Genomic DNA, 16,121 nt, shown 5'->3' with positions numbered 1-16,121 from the left:
ATGAAAATCAATTGGGGAACAGGCATATTAATAGCATTTATATTATTCATTGGATTCATTCTATACTTTGTAATAACAGCAACTACCAATGATAAATATAATTACAGTTTGGTTTCAGAGGAATATTATAAAGAAGAACTCAATTATCAAAACGATATGGATAAGTATAAAAATACTCAAGAATCAGGTATTGAGTTAACATTTGAGAAAACAACAAAAGGAATAGAAATTAGTTTCCCTCTTAAATATCAAGCAGAAATTATCCAGGGAAGCGTGTCCCTATACAGACCGTCTAACCAAAGTTTAGATACAGACATCCCATTTGTCTTATCTAATACTACTACATTACTCATACCTGATAATAAGTTGGTAGGCGGTCGTTGGGACATTAAAATTAATTGGAATCAAAATAACAAAGAATATCTCTATAAAAAAGAGTTTATTTATTAATTATAAATGTTACTGTCTGCAATTATATTAGGTTTATTAAGTAGTTTTCACTGCGTTGGTATGTGCGGACCGATTGCTTTTGTTTTGCCTATTGACAGAAAGAACAAAACACGAGGTGCCTATCAATCGTTATTATATCATATTGGTAGGTTAATTGCCTATAGTAGTATTGGTGCCTTATTTGGACTTTTAGGGAAAGGACTCTACCTGTCTGGGTTTCAACAACGCCTGTCTATTTTACTAGGTATTTTAATGATTCTTATTGTTTTAATACCTATCCGTGTTTTCAACAAATATAATTTTTCAAAACCTTTATTTCATTTTATAAATAAAGTAAAAGCTAAGTTAGGTTTCTACTTGAAACAAAAATCTAATAAAGCAGTTTTTACCATTGGCTTTTTTAATGGTTTTTTACCTTGCGGAATGGTCTATATGGCTTTAGTGGGTGCAGTGGCTACTTCGCAATTCTATTTAGGTGCATTATATATGTTTCTGTTTGGTCTAGGAACAATACCTATAATGACCATTGCGATATATTCTAAAAGTGTTTTCTCTCTGAATCTTCGCAAAAAAATCACCAAAGTCATTCCTGTTTTTGTTGTGATAATTGGGTTATTATTTATCCTTCGCGGAATGGGATTAGGTATTCCCTACGTCTCCCCTAAGGATGTAAAATTGCAAGTACATAATACACCAATTGAGTGTATAGATTAATTTAAAATAAAAAAATGAAGATAGTTGATTCGATTAGTGCAGTTGGTAATGTAAAGTCTGGTAATAGAATATTCTTTCAGGGAGCAGCAATGACTCCTAATGTTTTAATAGATGCTTTGTGTGAAAGGCATCATGAATTATCTAATATTGATATCATTCAAGTACATACAGAGGGTACAGCAAAGTATACCGAAGCTCCTTATAATAAAACATTTAAGCTTACCAGTTGTTTTGTTGGAGGTAATGTTAGAAAATCAGTAAACTCGAATCAAGGTGATTATATACCTATTTTTTTAAGTGAAATTTATCATCTGTTTGATGATGACATTTTACCATTAGATGTTGCTTTTATTCAGGTGTCAACACCAGATAAGCATGGCTATTGCTCTCTTGGTACTTCAGTTGATATTACCCTACCTGCATTACGTTCTGCCAAAATGGTAGTTGCACAAATAAATCCCAATGTACCGAGAACGCATGGCGATGGCATTATACATGTAAAAAATATTGATTTCGCAGTACATGTTGATAAACCAATTCATAGAACTGAACTTGGAACACTGTCTTCTATTGAAAAAAAAATTGGAGCTCATGTTGCAGAATTGGTTGATGATGGTGCTACTTTACAAATGGGTATTGGTAACATACCAAACGCCGTTCTAAACAATCTAACAAATCATAAACATTTAGGCATCCATACCGAAATGTTCTCTGATGGCATATTACCTCTTTTAGAAAAGGGAGTCATCACTGGCCAAAAGAAGAAGCTTAAAACCGGAAAATTGGTAACATGTTTTGCCGTAGGATCACAAAAACTATATGATTTCATTGATGATAATCCGATTGTGCATTTTAAGGAAGCCGCTTATACGAATGATACTTCGCTTATCAAATTAAATCCAAAAGTAACTGCTATTAATAGCGCTATCGAAATAGATCTAACTGGCCAAATTTGCGCTGATACAATTGGTAAATATCAATATTCTGGTGTTGGAGGGCAAATGGATTTCATTAGAGGAGCCGCCTTATCTAAAGGAGGTAAGCCAATTTTTGCAATGCCATCAATTACAAATAAGGGATTGTCAAAAATAAATCCATTCTTAAAACAAGGTGCCGGCGTTACCACTACGCGAGCACATGTACATTACGTAGTAACAGAAAACGGAGTAGCGAATTTATTTGGTAAAAGCCTGAAACAGCGCGCAAAACAACTAATTGCTATCGCTCATCCAGATTTTCAGGAAGCGCTAGATAAAGCAGCTTATGAAAGATTTAACTGCTTGTAAATAATAAGCTTGATATAATCATCTAAATATGCGGGATATGTTTATAAAACTTCAAGATTATCTAGGTGAATTTGTATACGGTGGTATCGATGGAGCAGTAACTACCTTTGCAGTGGTTGCCGGAGCGGTAGGGGCAGGACTCGATAGTTCAATCATAATTATTTTAGGCTTTGCCAATCTTTTTGCTGATGGATTTGCAATGTCTGTTGGCGCATACCTATCGGCCAAATCCGAAAGAGATAATTATAATAAGTATAAACGTAGAGAATATTGGGAAATCGAGAATATGCCCGAAACCGAGCGCAAAGAAGTTGAAGATATCTATAGGAATAAAGGCTTTAGTGGTGAGCTTCTCAAAAAAGTGGTAGATACGATAATTGCAGATAAAGATCGCTGGGTAGATGTAATGATGAAAGATGAGTTATTAATGTCTGAGTCAGTGAAGCAACCTTTTAAAATAGGTTTGGTTACCTATTTGTCATTTATTTCAATAGGTTTAATACCATTACTAATTTATGTATGGGATTTTATAGATCAATTTCCCGGCAATCTTTTTCTTTGGACAAGTATTTTTACATCTTTAGGCTTTATAATAATCGGTTTTCTTAAAACTTATATCACAGAGACAAGTCGGTTAAAAGGTATTTTAGAAACCTTAACTCTTGGTATAATAGCAGCAATGGTTGCCTATTTAATTGGTAATCTTTTAGAAAGAATTGTACTTAGCTAAGTTTAGCTATTTTTTTTTAAATCCTCTTTTTTAAGCAAAAGCTTGTTTTCTTCTAAAATAAAAACCATAAGTTTTACATAGTCATCTACAGTTTCCTTAATATCTGTCGGATCTATAATATCAATAAACCCTTTCCATATCAACTCTCTATCTTTTGTAGTACAGATACAATATAACGATGCTTCGGCATGATATACCGAATACTGTTCATAATATTTTGGATTATAATAAATATCTTGATTAAAGAAATAATCATCTCTAAACTTTCGATAGGTATTATCAATATCTTTATATGATTTTGAAAGGCGTTGTTTATTCTCAGAACCAATAATTTTTGAAAAAAGTATTGTATCAAAGCCATCTGCTAAAAGGCTATTCTCTATTTCTAACAGATCATCTTCGGTCTTTTTTTGATTATCAAAGTATTGATAACTAGGAACTGCATTAATATTTCTAGAAATATATTCGTTTTGTAATTTATCTTCAAAAGATTTTCTGGCTTCAACATTTGATGTCATACCTACAATTAAGACCTTCGTAGCTTCATAGGTGTCAATTTCAGGGTTCTTCCAATTGTCAACTAAATCTGTAGTAGAACAATTAATAAATAAAATTATAATAAAAAGTAGATTAATTTTTCTCATGAGTGATTGTTTTATTGTTTTTGATAATTTAAAAAGCAGGAAATATGATTCTTTTAGAAAAGAAATTGCTCATAAAAAGATGCTCAAATACATCATACTCCAAATTAAGCTTCATTTTTAAACTCATTGAGTTATATAACAAGCTTTTAACATTATACTTAATATACTTCTAAGTTAAATTAAACAAAGCTTTATTACTATGATATTTATCAGTTGAACCGTTTAAAAAATCTATAACCTAGTTAACTATAATAAAAGTTTCTAACTAAGGCTTTTATTTGATTTTCTGTCATACTATCAACTCGTTCATTATGTAATACTTTATCATTTAGGCTTCGATAATTACTTTCTAATTCTTTTTTTAACTTAATTCTTGTTTCAGCAGGACCAAATATGGCAATAGCTTTTGCATCCTTAATTTTTAGAGTAATCTCTTTAAAGTAATTCTTTAATTGATGCTTCTCGCGCTCTAAATATTTACTGTCTTGAACTACATCTTGAGGGCCACCCTTTAATCGACTTCCCGAGCCTCCACCAACATGATAATTTTCAACATTAGATTTAATTACTTCAAGAGTTTCTTTTTCTTTTTCTAATGTAATAATATAAGCTCTGTCTTTATCGAGCCAGATTCCAATATTTTTCATAATAATTTAGTTTTTAATATCATGCATTACTAAAACAGGAACCTTAGAATAAAAGTTTAATCCTTTAACCAAAGGCTGTACCAGTACATTGTCAAAAAACACATGCTTTTTATTTATAAAAGATATCATATCACTTTCTCTACTATCTGTAAATAATTGTACGCCCTCTAAAACCGAGTCATGAATCAGGTGATGAAATGAGTGACGAAAACCTTTAAATAAATTTTTAAGTTTATTTTGATGTTGTTGTTGTTTTTCATTCAATGTTTCCTCCTTTGAAATATGCAAAACTGCAATATTGGCGTTATCTATTTTAGCAATATTTAGAAGGTGTTCAAGTTCATTTTCATTATATTTATTTCTATACCCGGTAGGAAAAACAATCTCTTTAGGTTTCTTATAGGAGGCGGTTTCTGGTACAATAATAGAAGGGCAATTGCGCACTTTCTCCATTACATAAATTGCTACTGTCCCGAAAGCTACTTTTCTTGATCTTGTTACTCCTTTTGATCCCATTACAATCAAATCAATGGCCTCATAGTTTACAATATTCTGGATCGCTTCTAAAATTGAACCCTCAATCGAAATGGTTTTAAATTTATGATATGGACTATCATTTTTTAAGAGCTCTTCCAACAAACTATTTAATCCTTTCTCAGATTTTTCTTTAAGATCTTTGTACTTCGCAGGATAAAGTTTTTTGTTTATATGACTTTTAAGCTTATTGTCAGATAAAGCAAATGCATTCATTATATAAAATTCACAAAAGTGTTTATCAAATAATTTGATTGCGAAATTTATTGCATGTAATGCATTTTCTGAAAAATCGGTCGGTAATACTATTTTCTTCATAAATAAAATATGAGTTTATTTAATTCTGCCAAAATGATATAATTTCATAGCAGGTATTTAATAGAAATAGTGCTAATAATAGTGAAACACAAATTACCTGCATAAACTTTACATTTAAAGCTTCCACTAATGTTAAAAATCGATTTGGAAATATAATTTAGGCTAAACATCCAAACAGCATAATTATCAGTTTCCAATTGAGTTCCCATATATTGTAAAATAATATGTCATTAAGTTTAGAAAAGCTTTGAATAATAAAAACTTCTAATCATTTATATTATTCACAATCAGCTTAATTCTACTTACTTCTTTAAAGTTAGTATCAAAAAAGTAGATTTCAAATGACAATTATCATAGTTTACTGCTATTGAAATTATTAGCTTGCTAAGTATAATCAACAAAAGATAATCATGAAAATATCGCAAAAAGTAGGTGTTTCATTTTATCAGAATTTAGGTATGCTACTTTATGCTATTGCCGCTTCTGATAGGCAGATTCATGAGCAGGAATATGAGGCTTTTAAAAGAATTTTAAAAAATGAATTATTAAAAAAGATTAATAATGATTATTCTGCCTATTCTATATTTCAAGCAGAAGTTAGTTTTGACCATTACAAAACTATTCAAGCTGACCCTAACAAATGCTTTAATGATTTTATGAAATTTAAAGTAGACAATGATGAATTATTTACAAACGAAGTTAAAAAATTGGTTATGAGTTCTGCGGCCTCGATTGCAAAGGCTTTCTCAAGTAAGAATAAATCAGAACTAATTATGTTAGCAAAATTAGATTTAGAATTGAAAAAAAAATAGACACTATGAACACAAAAATAATTATTGCCGTTAGTTTACTATGTATGTCACTTATGAGTTTCTCTCAACTAGAAAATCTTGATTATATTTCTCCAAAAAAAGATGGAGTAATTGCCCTTAAAAAAGGAGATAATTGGAGTTTCATTGATACATTGGGGAATACCCTAATTGATTTTAGAGGCGATTTAGTTGCAGTAAGAAATACCGATGGCAGCTATCCATTATTCGCTAATAATAGATGCTTAATAAAGAAAAAAAATAATGAAGTTTACTATTATGGATACATCGATAAAACCGGAACAACCATTATTGATCCTGAGTTCTTAAATGCATCAACCTTCAAAAATGGCAAGGCCATTATTCTAAAAAAAGTAACGGAAAAGGTTGGTGAAAATAATGTGCTTGGTAAAAATGTTGTCTCTACTAAACTAGAAGAATATATAATTGATACTTCTGGTAAAACAATTAAATTTTTAAGCTCAAGACATTTTATTCCAAAACGAATTGGTATTAAATCTGAAGATAAAATAAATTCAAGATTCATTACAAATAATCTTGTTGCTGTGAAAAGTAAAAATAATAAATGGAAGCTTTATAAAATTTAAAAATGAGAGGCGCCATCTATTATTCTAATAAAACTTACGAAGTCTAAAGATTATTGGAAATATACTATAGATTTTGAACCAAAAAAAGCGTTTTCAACGAAGGTGAAAGACTTTGAAATCAAGTTGCTCTATTATGAGTTCCGATGATCAACTTATAGGATAAGTAAAAATTTTAGAAACGATAATAGAAAGAAAACCTAAGATATCATTTTTCATTTTAATTACGAAGTTTTTCCTTAGCAAAGCTTTCACATAAGGTCAAGGTTTCCTTTATATCGATTAAAGTTGTTCTTGGATTGATTAAACACATACGCAGAACTACTTGATTTTGAAGTATCGTTGTTACCAAAAGTGCTTCTTTTGAAGCAACTATTTTTTCAGAAATATATTGATTGAGGCTATCAAGCTGTTTTTCTGATAATTTTGATTTTATGGGATGATATCTAAAATTAATCACAGCCAAAGTAGCGGGCGAAATCACCTCCCACTTAGGGCTTTTACGCAAAATGTCTTCAACTTTATTTGCCAAATCGATGTTGTAAATAACTGCCTTTCTAAATGCCTCTAATCCAAATGTTTTAAGAGACATATAAAACTTTAAAGCTCTAAATCGTCTTGTTAATTGAATACCATGGTCATAAAAATTAATTTCAGAAGTGTTTCCTTCTATATCTCTTAAATATTCTGGTTTTTCGCTAAAGGCCTCACTTAACCATTTATGATTTCTAACCAATAAGCATCCCATTTCATATGGTTGGTATAACCATTTATGAGGATCTATAGTCAAAGAATCTGCTTTACCAATACCTTTTAATAGTTGACTGCCTTTTTTAGAAAGTATCGCTGCTGCCCCATAAGCTCCATCAATATGAAACCATAGTTTCTCTACCTTACAGATTTCAGCAATTTCGTTTAAAGGATCAATAGTACCCGTATTTGTGGTGCCTGCTGAAGCTATTATACAAAAGGGCTTCATGCCTTCTAATTTATCTTTCGCAATTGCATTTTTAAGCTTGTTAATTGCAATTTTATATTCAATGTCTGTAGGAATAATCCGCACTTGTTCTTTTTTAAAACCTAAAACTCGAATGGCCTTAATATTAGAAGAATGAGCTTGATCTGATAAATAAATAATAGCCTTTGAAAAATCATCACCACATCGTTGTTGCCTAGCTGTTACCAATGCAGTTAAGTTCGCCATAGATCCTCCACTAGTAAATAAGCCTCCTCCTTTTTTTGCAGGAAAATTAAATAATTTCAGTAGCCATTGCATCGTAACAATTTCTAATTCAGCCGCTGCAGGTGAAGCAGCCCAGCCACCAGAAAAAATATTAAAACCAGTAGCAAGTGCATCGGCCATTACACTTATATAATTGCTGGGCCCGGGAACAAAAGAATATGATTTTGGATGTGATACTATATTACTATTAGGTATTACTTTTTCTAACACAAAATCTAATACTTCGTTATAGTTGGTTGCCTTTTCTGGGGCTTCAGTTAAAAAAAGAGTATCCATTTCTTGCCTAGAAGCCAAGGCAATTGGTTTCTTGGTGTGTTCGGTTTCAAAATGTTCAACAATGGCATCAATTACTCGATACCCAAAATGTTTCATATCTTCTTTACTCAATTGTAACTTGTGCGACTCATTCATTCTTTAAATTGGTTATGAATTACTAAAAATTAATTGTAAACTCAAGATTAGAAGCTATTCAGATATTTATTTTAGTGGAATTGCACTTTGTAAAATCTTGATAAAACCACCACTAATATTTATGACCTTTGCATACCCAAACTGTTTTAAAGCTTAAGCTACAATTACAGGTCACTAATCTCTTACACAATATATAAAATATAACGCTCTTGGTCTAACAAATTCATAAGATCGTAACGATTATCTAATAAAAAAAATGGGGCAAATTTTGTACAAGATTTTTATAGCGTTCTCAAGCTCATCTAATGTCAAGAAACCTATCAATATCTTAATAAATATCTAGAATTAGTACTTAAAAACATCTAGTACATAGCTACACTTTTTTCATCATATAAAACTTTCTCAAAGAAACAATTATGAGTATGAAAATAATATGATAATTATCATACTCTCTTTGATAGTGACCTTCGGGTAATTAGCAAATAAAAGATATATAAAATTCTGATTATCAAACTTTTAAATTTCAAAAAAAATAATCATTTATGATAAATATCATACTTCTTAATCTATTCAAAATCTACCTTTATAGTATAATTTAAAATTCATAATAGATGAAAAAAACAATAATTTTAGCAGTAATGATGGTTATAGGTACTTTAAATTTTGCCTTTGCGCAACAACCTTCGGATACCGATTCGGGTTTTAGCAAATGGCAGTTTAGATTACGAGGAATAATTGTAACACCAGATGAGAGTGCAACGATACAAACCATAGGTGGAGATGCAGATATTTCTACGGCTATTGTGCCAGAATTAGACATTACTTACTTTTTTACTGAAAATTGGTCTGCAGAATTAATTTTAGCAACTACCAAGCATGATGTTAAAGCAATCAATACTGCAGTAAATGATATAGACCTGGGTCATGTTTGGCTATTACCTCCTACATTATTAGGTCAATATCATTTCACTGGAGGTAACTTGGTACCGTATTTAGGAGCTGGTGTAAACCTCACCCTATTTTATGGTGTAGATGAAGGACCAGTTGCTGATGACATTGATTATGACACCGCAGTAGGTTTCGCACTACAGGGAGGATTTGATTATATGCTTAATGATAAGTGGTTTTTGAATGTTGATGTTAAAAAGCTTTTCTTAAATACCGAAGCTACTGTAAATGCTCAAACCCCACTTGGAGCTACAGTAAAAGCGGATGTAGATATTAACCCTTGGGTTTTTGGTTTTGGAGTTGGAGTTAGGTTATAAAGCTTCGTTCGTTATATTCTTAAAAAACCATTTGATTTTAGATCAAATGGTTTTTCTTTTTAAGCAAGCGTTAGTGCAATTTTCATCATATCGTTATACGATTGCTCTCTATCTACTTGACTAGATGAAGCTCCAGTAATAATATTATCACTTACGGTAAGTATTGATAATGCCTTTATATTAAACCTTTTTGCAAGTGTAAGTAGAATCTGCGTTTCCATTTCTACACCAAGAACACCATGCTTTTGCCATTTATCCCAACGATTTGGTTGAGGATCATAAAATGTATTCGTACTAAATACCGAACCTTGTATAGTATTAATGTTTAATTGTTGCGCCGATTGATATGCCTTCTGCAATAGATCAAAATCAGCCGTTGCTGCATAATGCATTCTTCCAAAATAATTACTGCTGGCATCAGAATCACCAGATGCACTCATTGCGAGAATTACCTGACCTAATTTAAGTTCTTTTTGTATAGCTCCGCAGGTACCAACTCGAATTAATTGTTTTGCATTATAAGTACTTATCAACTCGTTAATATAAATAGAAGCGCTCCCCATACCCATACCAGTACCTTGAATAGAGATCCTTTTTCCGTGATAAAAACCCGTATAACCATACATTCCGCGTACCCTATTATAACACACTGCGTCTTCAAGCATAGTTTCTGCTACATGTTTGGCACGTAAAGGATCACCAGGAAGTAATACTGTTTCTGCAATATCTCCAACTTTTGCTTCTAAATGTATACTACTCATATTATTAATATAACTTGGTTATTATTTGAACTACGATGAAGCTGTAATACTTTTCTTTTTATAAGATTAGTCATATTTTAGATTTTAATTCTTTCTCTTTTTACAATTTAGCACATAAAAAACTTAAGTAAAAAAGAGAATACATAAATTTATCTAAAAATCTTTCTTTTTAGATTTATGTACAATACGCAATACGGGTAAAATCACCCAGAGCATTAACACTAAAAACGAAGTGAACATACCTAACCCTGTTCCAAAGAATTTTTGGAATACCGCTCCTGTATATCCTAATAAAGCAGAAATATCTAATTTTAAAAGTATTAGTATTCTCGATAAATCAATCGGGTTTAACATTGTAGTTATTAAAGAAAATTTATCAAGAGGGTATTCTTGTAAAAGAATTAAAGAGATTAGAAACATTCCATCATAGATAACTGCTAAGAATAACCATAGTAAAATGGCATAACCAAATCCTTTGATTTTATTTTCATTAGATAAAGCAATATTAAACGCCAATGCTACGAAAATAAATGTAAGAAGGGCACCAACAATTAAAAGGGATAGAAAGTTAAATATAGCGGATGATTGTAAAATTCCATATAATAAAAAAGGAATACCAAGGCCAACCATCAAACTCATTGATAGTGAAAGTGCTACGCCAAAATATTGCCCTAAGAATATGGTAGATCTTTTTAAAGGCTGAGCGAGCAATAACTCTGTAAATTCTCTAGAATTATAATAGTACATTACACCAAAAATAGTTCCTATAAGTGGTGTTAATACTATTATAATATTTAATAATGTGATAACCGCTTTTGAAGTATCATTATTCAAAAACAACAATACAAAACCTAATAACAAGTAAAAACCGAAGTACACATAGCTCCAACGACTACGCATTAAATCATAAAAACTATATTTTAATATTTTAAGCATGCTCTTTTAATAAAATAGTTGCTATGGCCTGTTCAAGGCTTTGCTGTTTCGTTTCCTGTTGTATGGCTTTAATACTCCCTTTAAAATAAATTCTTCCGTCTAATAAAAAAACAATTTCATCGGCTACTTCTTCAACAAAACTCATTATATGAGAAGTTATTAGAATAGTTTTGCCACGACTTTTTTCTCTTTGAATAATTTCTTTTAAATGAATTAACGAAATAGGATCTAATCCGGTTGTCGGTTCATCAAGAATAATCAATGGGCTGTCAAACATAAAAGTTAGTACTAAATTTACTTTTTGACGAGTTCCACCAGATAGGTTTCCTAGCTTTTGATCTAAAAAAGTATTTAAACCAAATAAATTAATTAATTCTTGATCTGAAGTTACTTTAGATCTAAGATTTTTAATCATTCTTACCAATTCTTTCACCGTTAAATTACTCGGAAAATTGGCGATTTGAGGAAGATAGTTTATTTCATTTCTATATTTATGCTTGCCAATAATATTTTTATTATCAATTTTAATTGATCCCTTATTAGGAATAACCATGCCTAGAATACTCTTTATAAGTGTTGTTTTTCCCGAACCATTAGGACCTAAGACGGCAAAGATTCCACCTTTTTTTATTGTTAAATTCAGTTCTTTAAGAACTTCAACCTTACCAAATCTCTTATGTAAATGTGCAATTTCAATCATTCAAAAGGTTTCATTAGGGGTTTACTATCTAGAAGGTTATCTGGTGTAAATACAGGAGAAACCTTCTCTGAAAAATTTATTATATCAACAAATAAGCTTCTTAAAAGAATTAATGTTTCTGGAGTTTTATTTACAATATAAGAGAACAGTTTCACAGGTCTATAAGGAACATCGCCATAACCATTTTTATCAAGGTCATAACCTGTATAAGAACTCCAGTAGTTCTCATTAAAAATATTATCATTTAACTTACTATTGTATGATAAATCAAAAGCATTATTGAGAAAATTATTCCTTTTAAAAACATTGGTGTAGCAGGCTCCTGAGATTTTGATTCCCCAACCATTTCCAACAAAACTATTATTAATATAATTTATTCTGGTAGAGCCTTCTGTAAAAACTCCAGTAGTATTTTGCTCAAAAGTATTGTTTAAAATTTCTGCATCATAAATCTCTTTAAGTAATAACCCATAAGAAGCTGTTCCCCAATTTTTTTCAAATCTATTATGTGTCATTTTTATAAACTTAGAAAACATTACTGCAACACCAGATCCATTATTAGTGAAGGTATTATGATGGTATTCATCGTTATTAGAAAACATAAAATGTAAACCATACCGAAGATTATCATGACTATTATTTTCTAGTACCTTACTTTCTGACACAAACTCAAGGTAAATTCCATCTCTCAAATTATATACTTGGTTGTTTTTTACTTCAATATTTGAGCAATGCCATAAATGAATGCCATTGCCTGATCCTGCCTGGTCAATTGCGACACTTGAAATAGTATTGTTTTCAATGAAGCCGTTATGAGACTTTTCAACTAGTAAGCCAAAAAAGACATTTTCTAACACGGTATTCTCAATTGTAAAATACTTGCTCTTTGATATATAAATAGCAGCATAATCTTTGGTATAGCTTTGACCTACATTTTTTAAAGTTACATTTGAGATAGATACACTATCAGATTTAATGACAAGAATATATCCTTTCTTTTGACCATCTATAATTGGATTGTTTCTTCCAATAATTTTTAAGGGTTTATCAATAATAAGGTCATATTCATTGTAAACTCCTCCATTAAGGATAATAGTATCATAGCTGTCAGCTTTAGAAACAGCATCAGACAAGGAACGGACTTCACAGGTATTACAAACTTCTATTTGAGCAAAGCTCATAAAGTTATTTATGAGAAGAAATAAGTATATTGTATTTAAAATAGATTTATACACTTCTAATAATTATAGTAAAGTGATTATAAAACATTGTACCGCAACCCAACATTAACAGTTAGTTTTTCATCCATCTGCATGTCGTTATAATCTCTATGAATTGGGATACCTGCTTCCAAGCCCAATCGTAAATCTCTAAAAATTGACGCCTTAGAGAACACCATATTTGTTCCTATAAAACCTCTTATTTTATTATAACCATAATTGCTAACATTAGCTGTAGTTACCATCATAGGATTCAGTTGTGAATCTTGCCCATTTAAGTCACCCTCAGTAATGCCTAATATTCGCGAAGAAATACTAAATGTATTAGATAATTTATAAGCTCCCCAGACATTTAATTTAAGCTGATTGCCAAAACGATAATCTTGATTATTCCTTCCGGTTCTAATCGTTGCCATCGGTTGAATCCCCCAAGAAATTGATGTGGTGTTCCCTTTGAAAGTAGCACCAAAAGTAGCATCAATGGTACCACTTCCTAATTGCATCGCATAAGGTAGTTTTATGTTATTCATCATCGGTGTATCGTCGCGCTGAGCAATATTTCCAACTGGAATGTTTATACTACCGTTAAGATGTAAAGATGTTTTATAGCTGTTATAAATACCATATAGTGCTGCAATACTCATATCTCCAAAACCCGATGAACTGGTAGAAAAATCTCGAAACATAATCATATCATTCATCATCATTCTGGATTTTAAATCCATGTCTTTTTTTATAATGTTTTGCATAGCCATTAGAGTGAGCTTATCACTGGGAGCGTACATTATACCTACCATATACATTTGCATATTCATTTCTTGCGGAGACACCATGTAGTTTTCATAAATAACATTATCGTTTACTAATTCAGAGCCAGATCTATTACCATCCATAAACATATTCATTGTTCGAAAAGAAACCATTAAGCCACCTTCGTTATGTAAATGATCACCCATAACGCCTATGGGTGCTTGAGCGTCTGGTCTAAAATGATCATGATAGTTATGATGGGCCTCACCTACCTTTTGATTATTAAATTTGATAACTAATTGATTCCAACTATATACATCGCCTCCTAATTCTTTTTGAACCTTTTTTACTGTAACAATATCTTCAAATGCAGCAAGATTAGCTCCCATTGGGCTTTTTATAGCCTCACTTTGCAGATAAACCGCTTTTTTAGCATTTAAAAACTCACCAGGATATTTATAGTTGGCAACCGAAAGAAGTTCGAAATCCGCATCGTTATTCGTTTTTAAAAAATTCACCAAACATTCGATGGCATCAAAGCTCAACACCTTACCTTTCTTAGGAATTGCCTGAGCAGAAAATTGATTATCTTTTATAACCATGTTACACTGGGCACATTGGCTTCTTTCATAGTTAATAGTAGTTTGACATATTACATTGTTTGTAAAAAACAAAGCCATAATCGTACTATATAAAATAAATTTTATATTCATTTTTTTATGCTTTAATAATGTTATCTAATGATTAAGAATTTTGAATTTTCATTAGCAGTAACATGATGTTCAATGTCTTTGCCAAATGCGTAAATCTCATTTTGTTCTAGAGCCAACATTTTATTTTCTATATAAAAATTTATACTGCCCTGCAATACCACTAAAAGCGTATCTTTTGGAGATGTATGTTTAGGGAATAGTTTCTTTTTCTCTAAAATTATTAGTAAAGTTTCCGTTGTATCGGTTTTAAATAATTTTGAGACTTTTAAACCTTCAATTGTCGATTCATTTATAATATTGGTATTCATTTTATTAATTATAAAAAAGTTTTTGAATACTATTCCAATCATATAGTTTTCCGGTACCATCTTCATCTATTACAGTAGAGGCATCATCTTTTGTTTCAAAGCCAGTTAAATTAGCACCCATAGGACTTTGAACTGAGTCGCTTATTAAAAAAGTTGCTTTTGTAGCATCAATGAGGCTTTCTGGAACTGAATAGTCTGTAACTAAAAATAAACCAATTTTTTCTCGGTCTTTATCTTCAAGATCATTAAGCATACATTCTATGGCATCATACTTAAAAGCCCTTCCTTTTTTTGTAACAACTTGAGCTGCATGTGTTTTGTCGACAATATTCATTTTACAAAAATGACAAGAGTCCTTACCATACTCAATCTTATCAGGCTTTACAGAACATGATTGTAATATCACAAGCATTAAAAGAAAAACTATAACTCTCATTTTTATCTCTTCTTTAATTCTTTTTTACCGAAGAAGTAAGCAATCAGTGCGGCAGCAATTCCTGTCCCCAAAAAATAAGCTCCTAATCTAGGGTATGAGTGTGCGGTAAAGTTTAAAATGTTCTTTGTACCAAATAATGGTGGTTGAAAGCCCATTTGTGAACCGTCTGGGTTTGTAAATTTCATGATGGCCTTTGGGTCTAAATTATGCCCGTAGTCATGTTCCCAAAGGTAAAAATCGTACAGTCCAGCGGCACTTAGTAACATCATTAAAACAAACCAATACAGATACCATTTATGATTAAATTTAAAGGCGATTATTAATCCCAAAATGGTAGTAATAATAATACCCGCGGGAAAAATCTTAAATTCAGGAATGGCTTCCGGTATGTATTTCATTCCTACATAATGATTCATTAAATTAATATTCTTAATATCGTGTGGATTCGCATCGACAAAATCATTAATGTGGATGTTCATTCCTAACGGAGTAGGGTATTGAGGCGCTTCTAACGTAATATTCCAGAGAGGGAATAGAAATAACCCTAGCGGCAATAAAGCTGCGATGAACATTAGTATTTTCGACTTCTTCATGAAGTTATATATTAAAAGGTTACAAGAAAAGGCTGCAATAACTTAATG

Annotated in this window: 19 protein-coding genes; 7 read left to right on the top strand and 12 right to left on the bottom strand. The window is 31.2% G+C overall.

Going from position 1 to position 16,121, the window contains the following annotated elements; genetic code table 11:
- Genes AC1EUU_RS01185 through AC1EUU_RS01170 form a run of 4 tightly spaced genes read left to right on the top strand, consistent with a single transcriptional unit; the run spans nt 1 to nt 3,180 of the window.
- Complete coding sequence (locus AC1EUU_RS01185; RefSeq protein WP_480199546.1) at nt 1-450, top strand: FixH family protein; 450 nt, start codon at nt 1-3, stop codon at nt 448-450.
- Nucleotides 451-456: 6 nt separating this feature from the next.
- Nucleotides 457-1,164, top strand: a complete 708-nt coding sequence (locus AC1EUU_RS01180) for a sulfite exporter TauE/SafE family protein (protein ID WP_480199545.1) — start codon at nt 457-459, stop codon at nt 1,162-1,164.
- A gap of 14 nt (nt 1,165-1,178) precedes the next feature.
- Nucleotides 1,179-2,450 (top strand): acetyl-CoA hydrolase/transferase family protein, encoded by a 1,272-nt coding sequence (locus tag AC1EUU_RS01175; protein ID WP_480199544.1) that lies wholly within the window; start codon nt 1,179-1,181, stop codon nt 2,448-2,450.
- 37 nt (nt 2,451-2,487) lie between these two features.
- Nucleotides 2,488-3,180, top strand: coding sequence for a VIT1/CCC1 transporter family protein (locus tag AC1EUU_RS01170; protein ID WP_480199543.1), 693 nt, complete (start codon nt 2,488-2,490; stop codon nt 3,178-3,180).
- Nucleotides 3,181-3,182: 2 nt separating this feature from the next.
- Here AC1EUU_RS01170 and AC1EUU_RS01165 read toward each other — a convergent pair whose 3' ends face one another.
- The 3 genes from AC1EUU_RS01165 to AC1EUU_RS01155 all read right to left on the bottom strand — a co-directional run bounded on the left by AC1EUU_RS01165 (nt 3,183) and on the right by AC1EUU_RS01155 (nt 5,323).
- Entirely contained in the window at nt 3,183-3,824 is a 642-nt protein-coding gene (locus tag AC1EUU_RS01165; RefSeq protein WP_480199542.1) for a hypothetical protein, read from the bottom strand.
- Between the two features lie 242 nt (nt 3,825-4,066).
- Nucleotides 4,067-4,471 carry a hypothetical protein gene (locus tag AC1EUU_RS01160; RefSeq protein WP_480199541.1) on the bottom strand — a complete coding sequence of 135 codons (405 nt, stop codon included), beginning with the start codon at nt 4,469-4,471 and terminating at the stop codon, nt 4,067-4,069.
- Nucleotides 4,472-4,477: 6 nt separating this feature from the next.
- Nucleotides 4,478-5,323: a universal stress protein gene (locus AC1EUU_RS01155; RefSeq protein ID WP_480199540.1), complete on the bottom strand. Its 846-nt coding sequence runs from the start codon at nt 5,321-5,323 to the stop codon at nt 4,478-4,480.
- A gap of 410 nt (nt 5,324-5,733) precedes the next feature.
- On the opposite strand from AC1EUU_RS01155, the gene AC1EUU_RS01150 reads away from it, so the two are divergent.
- Nucleotides 5,734-6,135 (top strand): hypothetical protein, encoded by a 402-nt coding sequence (locus AC1EUU_RS01150; RefSeq protein WP_480199539.1) that lies wholly within the window; start codon nt 5,734-5,736, stop codon nt 6,133-6,135.
- A 5-nt stretch (nt 6,136-6,140) separates the two neighbouring features.
- Nucleotides 6,141-6,740, top strand: a complete 600-nt coding sequence (locus tag AC1EUU_RS01145; RefSeq protein WP_480199538.1) for a WG repeat-containing protein — start codon at nt 6,141-6,143, stop codon at nt 6,738-6,740.
- Between the two features lie 217 nt (nt 6,741-6,957).
- On the opposite strand, the gene AC1EUU_RS01140 is transcribed toward AC1EUU_RS01145, so the two are convergent.
- Entirely contained in the window at nt 6,958-8,391 is a 1,434-nt protein-coding gene (locus tag AC1EUU_RS01140; RefSeq protein ID WP_480199537.1) for a pyridoxal phosphate-dependent decarboxylase family protein, read from the bottom strand.
- A gap of 611 nt (nt 8,392-9,002) precedes the next feature.
- On the opposite strand from AC1EUU_RS01140, the gene AC1EUU_RS01135 reads away from it, so the two are divergent.
- Complete coding sequence (locus AC1EUU_RS01135; RefSeq protein ID WP_480199536.1) at nt 9,003-9,656, top strand: OmpW/AlkL family protein; 654 nt, start codon at nt 9,003-9,005, stop codon at nt 9,654-9,656.
- 59 nt (nt 9,657-9,715) lie between these two features.
- Here the strand turns inward: AC1EUU_RS01135 and deoD are convergent, their stop codons facing one another.
- The 8 genes from deoD to AC1EUU_RS01095 form a co-directional block, all read right to left on the bottom strand.
- Entirely contained in the window at nt 9,716-10,417 is a 702-nt protein-coding gene (gene deoD, locus AC1EUU_RS01130) for a purine-nucleoside phosphorylase (protein ID WP_480199535.1), read from the bottom strand.
- 153 nt (nt 10,418-10,570) lie between these two features.
- Nucleotides 10,571-11,353 carry an ABC transporter permease gene (locus AC1EUU_RS01125; protein WP_480199534.1) on the bottom strand — a complete coding sequence of 261 codons (783 nt, stop codon included), beginning with the start codon at nt 11,351-11,353 and terminating at the stop codon, nt 10,571-10,573.
- Nucleotides 11,346-12,053: an ABC transporter ATP-binding protein gene (locus tag AC1EUU_RS01120; RefSeq protein ID WP_480199533.1), complete on the bottom strand. Its 708-nt coding sequence runs from the start codon at nt 12,051-12,053 to the stop codon at nt 11,346-11,348. The genes AC1EUU_RS01125 and AC1EUU_RS01120 overlap by 8 nt, the downstream gene beginning before the upstream one ends.
- On the bottom strand, nt 12,050-13,234 hold the full coding sequence (locus tag AC1EUU_RS01115; RefSeq protein WP_480199532.1) for a nitrous oxide reductase family maturation protein NosD: 1,185 nt from the start codon (nt 13,232-13,234) through the stop codon (nt 12,050-12,052). Before AC1EUU_RS01115 ends, AC1EUU_RS01120 begins: the two co-directional genes overlap by 4 nt.
- Before the next feature lie 77 nt (nt 13,235-13,311).
- Nucleotides 13,312-14,736: a nitrous oxide reductase accessory protein NosL gene (locus AC1EUU_RS01110; RefSeq protein WP_480199531.1), complete on the bottom strand. Its 1,425-nt coding sequence runs from the start codon at nt 14,734-14,736 to the stop codon at nt 13,312-13,314.
- 20 nt (nt 14,737-14,756) lie between these two features.
- Nucleotides 14,757-15,044 (bottom strand): cupin domain-containing protein, encoded by a 288-nt coding sequence (locus AC1EUU_RS01105; protein ID WP_480199530.1) that lies wholly within the window; start codon nt 15,042-15,044, stop codon nt 14,757-14,759.
- 4 nt (nt 15,045-15,048) lie between these two features.
- The gene (locus AC1EUU_RS01100; protein WP_480199529.1) at nt 15,049-15,480 is read right to left on the bottom strand and encodes a nitrous oxide reductase accessory protein NosL; all 432 of its coding nucleotides are present in this window, start codon (nt 15,478-15,480) and stop codon (nt 15,049-15,051) included.
- Nucleotides 15,481-15,482: 2 nt separating this feature from the next.
- The gene (locus AC1EUU_RS01095) at nt 15,483-16,073 is read right to left on the bottom strand and encodes a hypothetical protein (RefSeq protein WP_480199528.1); all 591 of its coding nucleotides are present in this window, start codon (nt 16,071-16,073) and stop codon (nt 15,483-15,485) included.
- Nucleotides 16,074-16,121 lie beyond the last annotated feature (48 nt).

This window comes from Maritimimonas sp. 2205BS37-2, from assembly GCF_056591755.1.
This window is presented reverse-complemented; position numbering and strand designations above follow the sequence as displayed.

Bases quoted from the DNA above. Each gene is read 5' to 3' on its own strand.
- AC1EUU_RS01185 (WP_480199546.1), top strand. From the start codon at position 1: ATGAAAATCAATTGGGGAACAGGCATATTAATAGCATTTATATTATTC.
- AC1EUU_RS01180 (WP_480199545.1), top strand. From the start codon at position 457: ATGTTACTGTCTGCAATTATATTAGGTTTATTAAGTAGTTTTCACTGC.
- AC1EUU_RS01175 (WP_480199544.1), top strand. From the start codon at position 1,179: ATGAAGATAGTTGATTCGATTAGTGCAGTTGGTAATGTAAAGTCTGGT.
- AC1EUU_RS01170 (WP_480199543.1), top strand. From the start codon at position 2,488: ATGTTTATAAAACTTCAAGATTATCTAGGTGAATTTGTATACGGTGGT.
- AC1EUU_RS01165 (WP_480199542.1), bottom strand. From the start codon at position 3,824: ATGAGAAAAATTAATCTACTTTTTATTATAATTTTATTTATTAATTGT.
- AC1EUU_RS01160 (WP_480199541.1), bottom strand. From the start codon at position 4,471: ATGAAAAATATTGGAATCTGGCTCGATAAAGACAGAGCTTATATTATT.
- AC1EUU_RS01155 (WP_480199540.1), bottom strand. From the start codon at position 5,323: ATGAAGAAAATAGTATTACCGACCGATTTTTCAGAAAATGCATTACAT.
- AC1EUU_RS01150 (WP_480199539.1), top strand. From the start codon at position 5,734: ATGAAAATATCGCAAAAAGTAGGTGTTTCATTTTATCAGAATTTAGGT.
- AC1EUU_RS01145 (WP_480199538.1), top strand. From the start codon at position 6,141: ATGAACACAAAAATAATTATTGCCGTTAGTTTACTATGTATGTCACTT.
- AC1EUU_RS01140 (WP_480199537.1), bottom strand. From the start codon at position 8,391: ATGAATGAGTCGCACAAGTTACAATTGAGTAAAGAAGATATGAAACAT.
- AC1EUU_RS01135 (WP_480199536.1), top strand. From the start codon at position 9,003: ATGAAAAAAACAATAATTTTAGCAGTAATGATGGTTATAGGTACTTTA.
- deoD (WP_480199535.1), bottom strand. From the start codon at position 10,417: ATGAGTAGTATACATTTAGAAGCAAAAGTTGGAGATATTGCAGAAACA.
- AC1EUU_RS01125 (WP_480199534.1), bottom strand. From the start codon at position 11,353: ATGCTTAAAATATTAAAATATAGTTTTTATGATTTAATGCGTAGTCGT.
- AC1EUU_RS01120 (WP_480199533.1), bottom strand. From the start codon at position 12,053: ATGATTGAAATTGCACATTTACATAAGAGATTTGGTAAGGTTGAAGTT.
- AC1EUU_RS01115 (WP_480199532.1), bottom strand. From the start codon at position 13,234: ATGAGCTTTGCTCAAATAGAAGTTTGTAATACCTGTGAAGTCCGTTCC.
- AC1EUU_RS01110 (WP_480199531.1), bottom strand. From the start codon at position 14,736: ATGAATATAAAATTTATTTTATATAGTACGATTATGGCTTTGTTTTTT.
- AC1EUU_RS01105 (WP_480199530.1), bottom strand. From the start codon at position 15,044: ATGAATACCAATATTATAAATGAATCGACAATTGAAGGTTTAAAAGTC.
- AC1EUU_RS01100 (WP_480199529.1), bottom strand. From the start codon at position 15,480: ATGAGAGTTATAGTTTTTCTTTTAATGCTTGTGATATTACAATCATGT.
- AC1EUU_RS01095 (WP_480199528.1), bottom strand. From the start codon at position 16,073: ATGAAGAAGTCGAAAATACTAATGTTCATCGCAGCTTTATTGCCGCTA.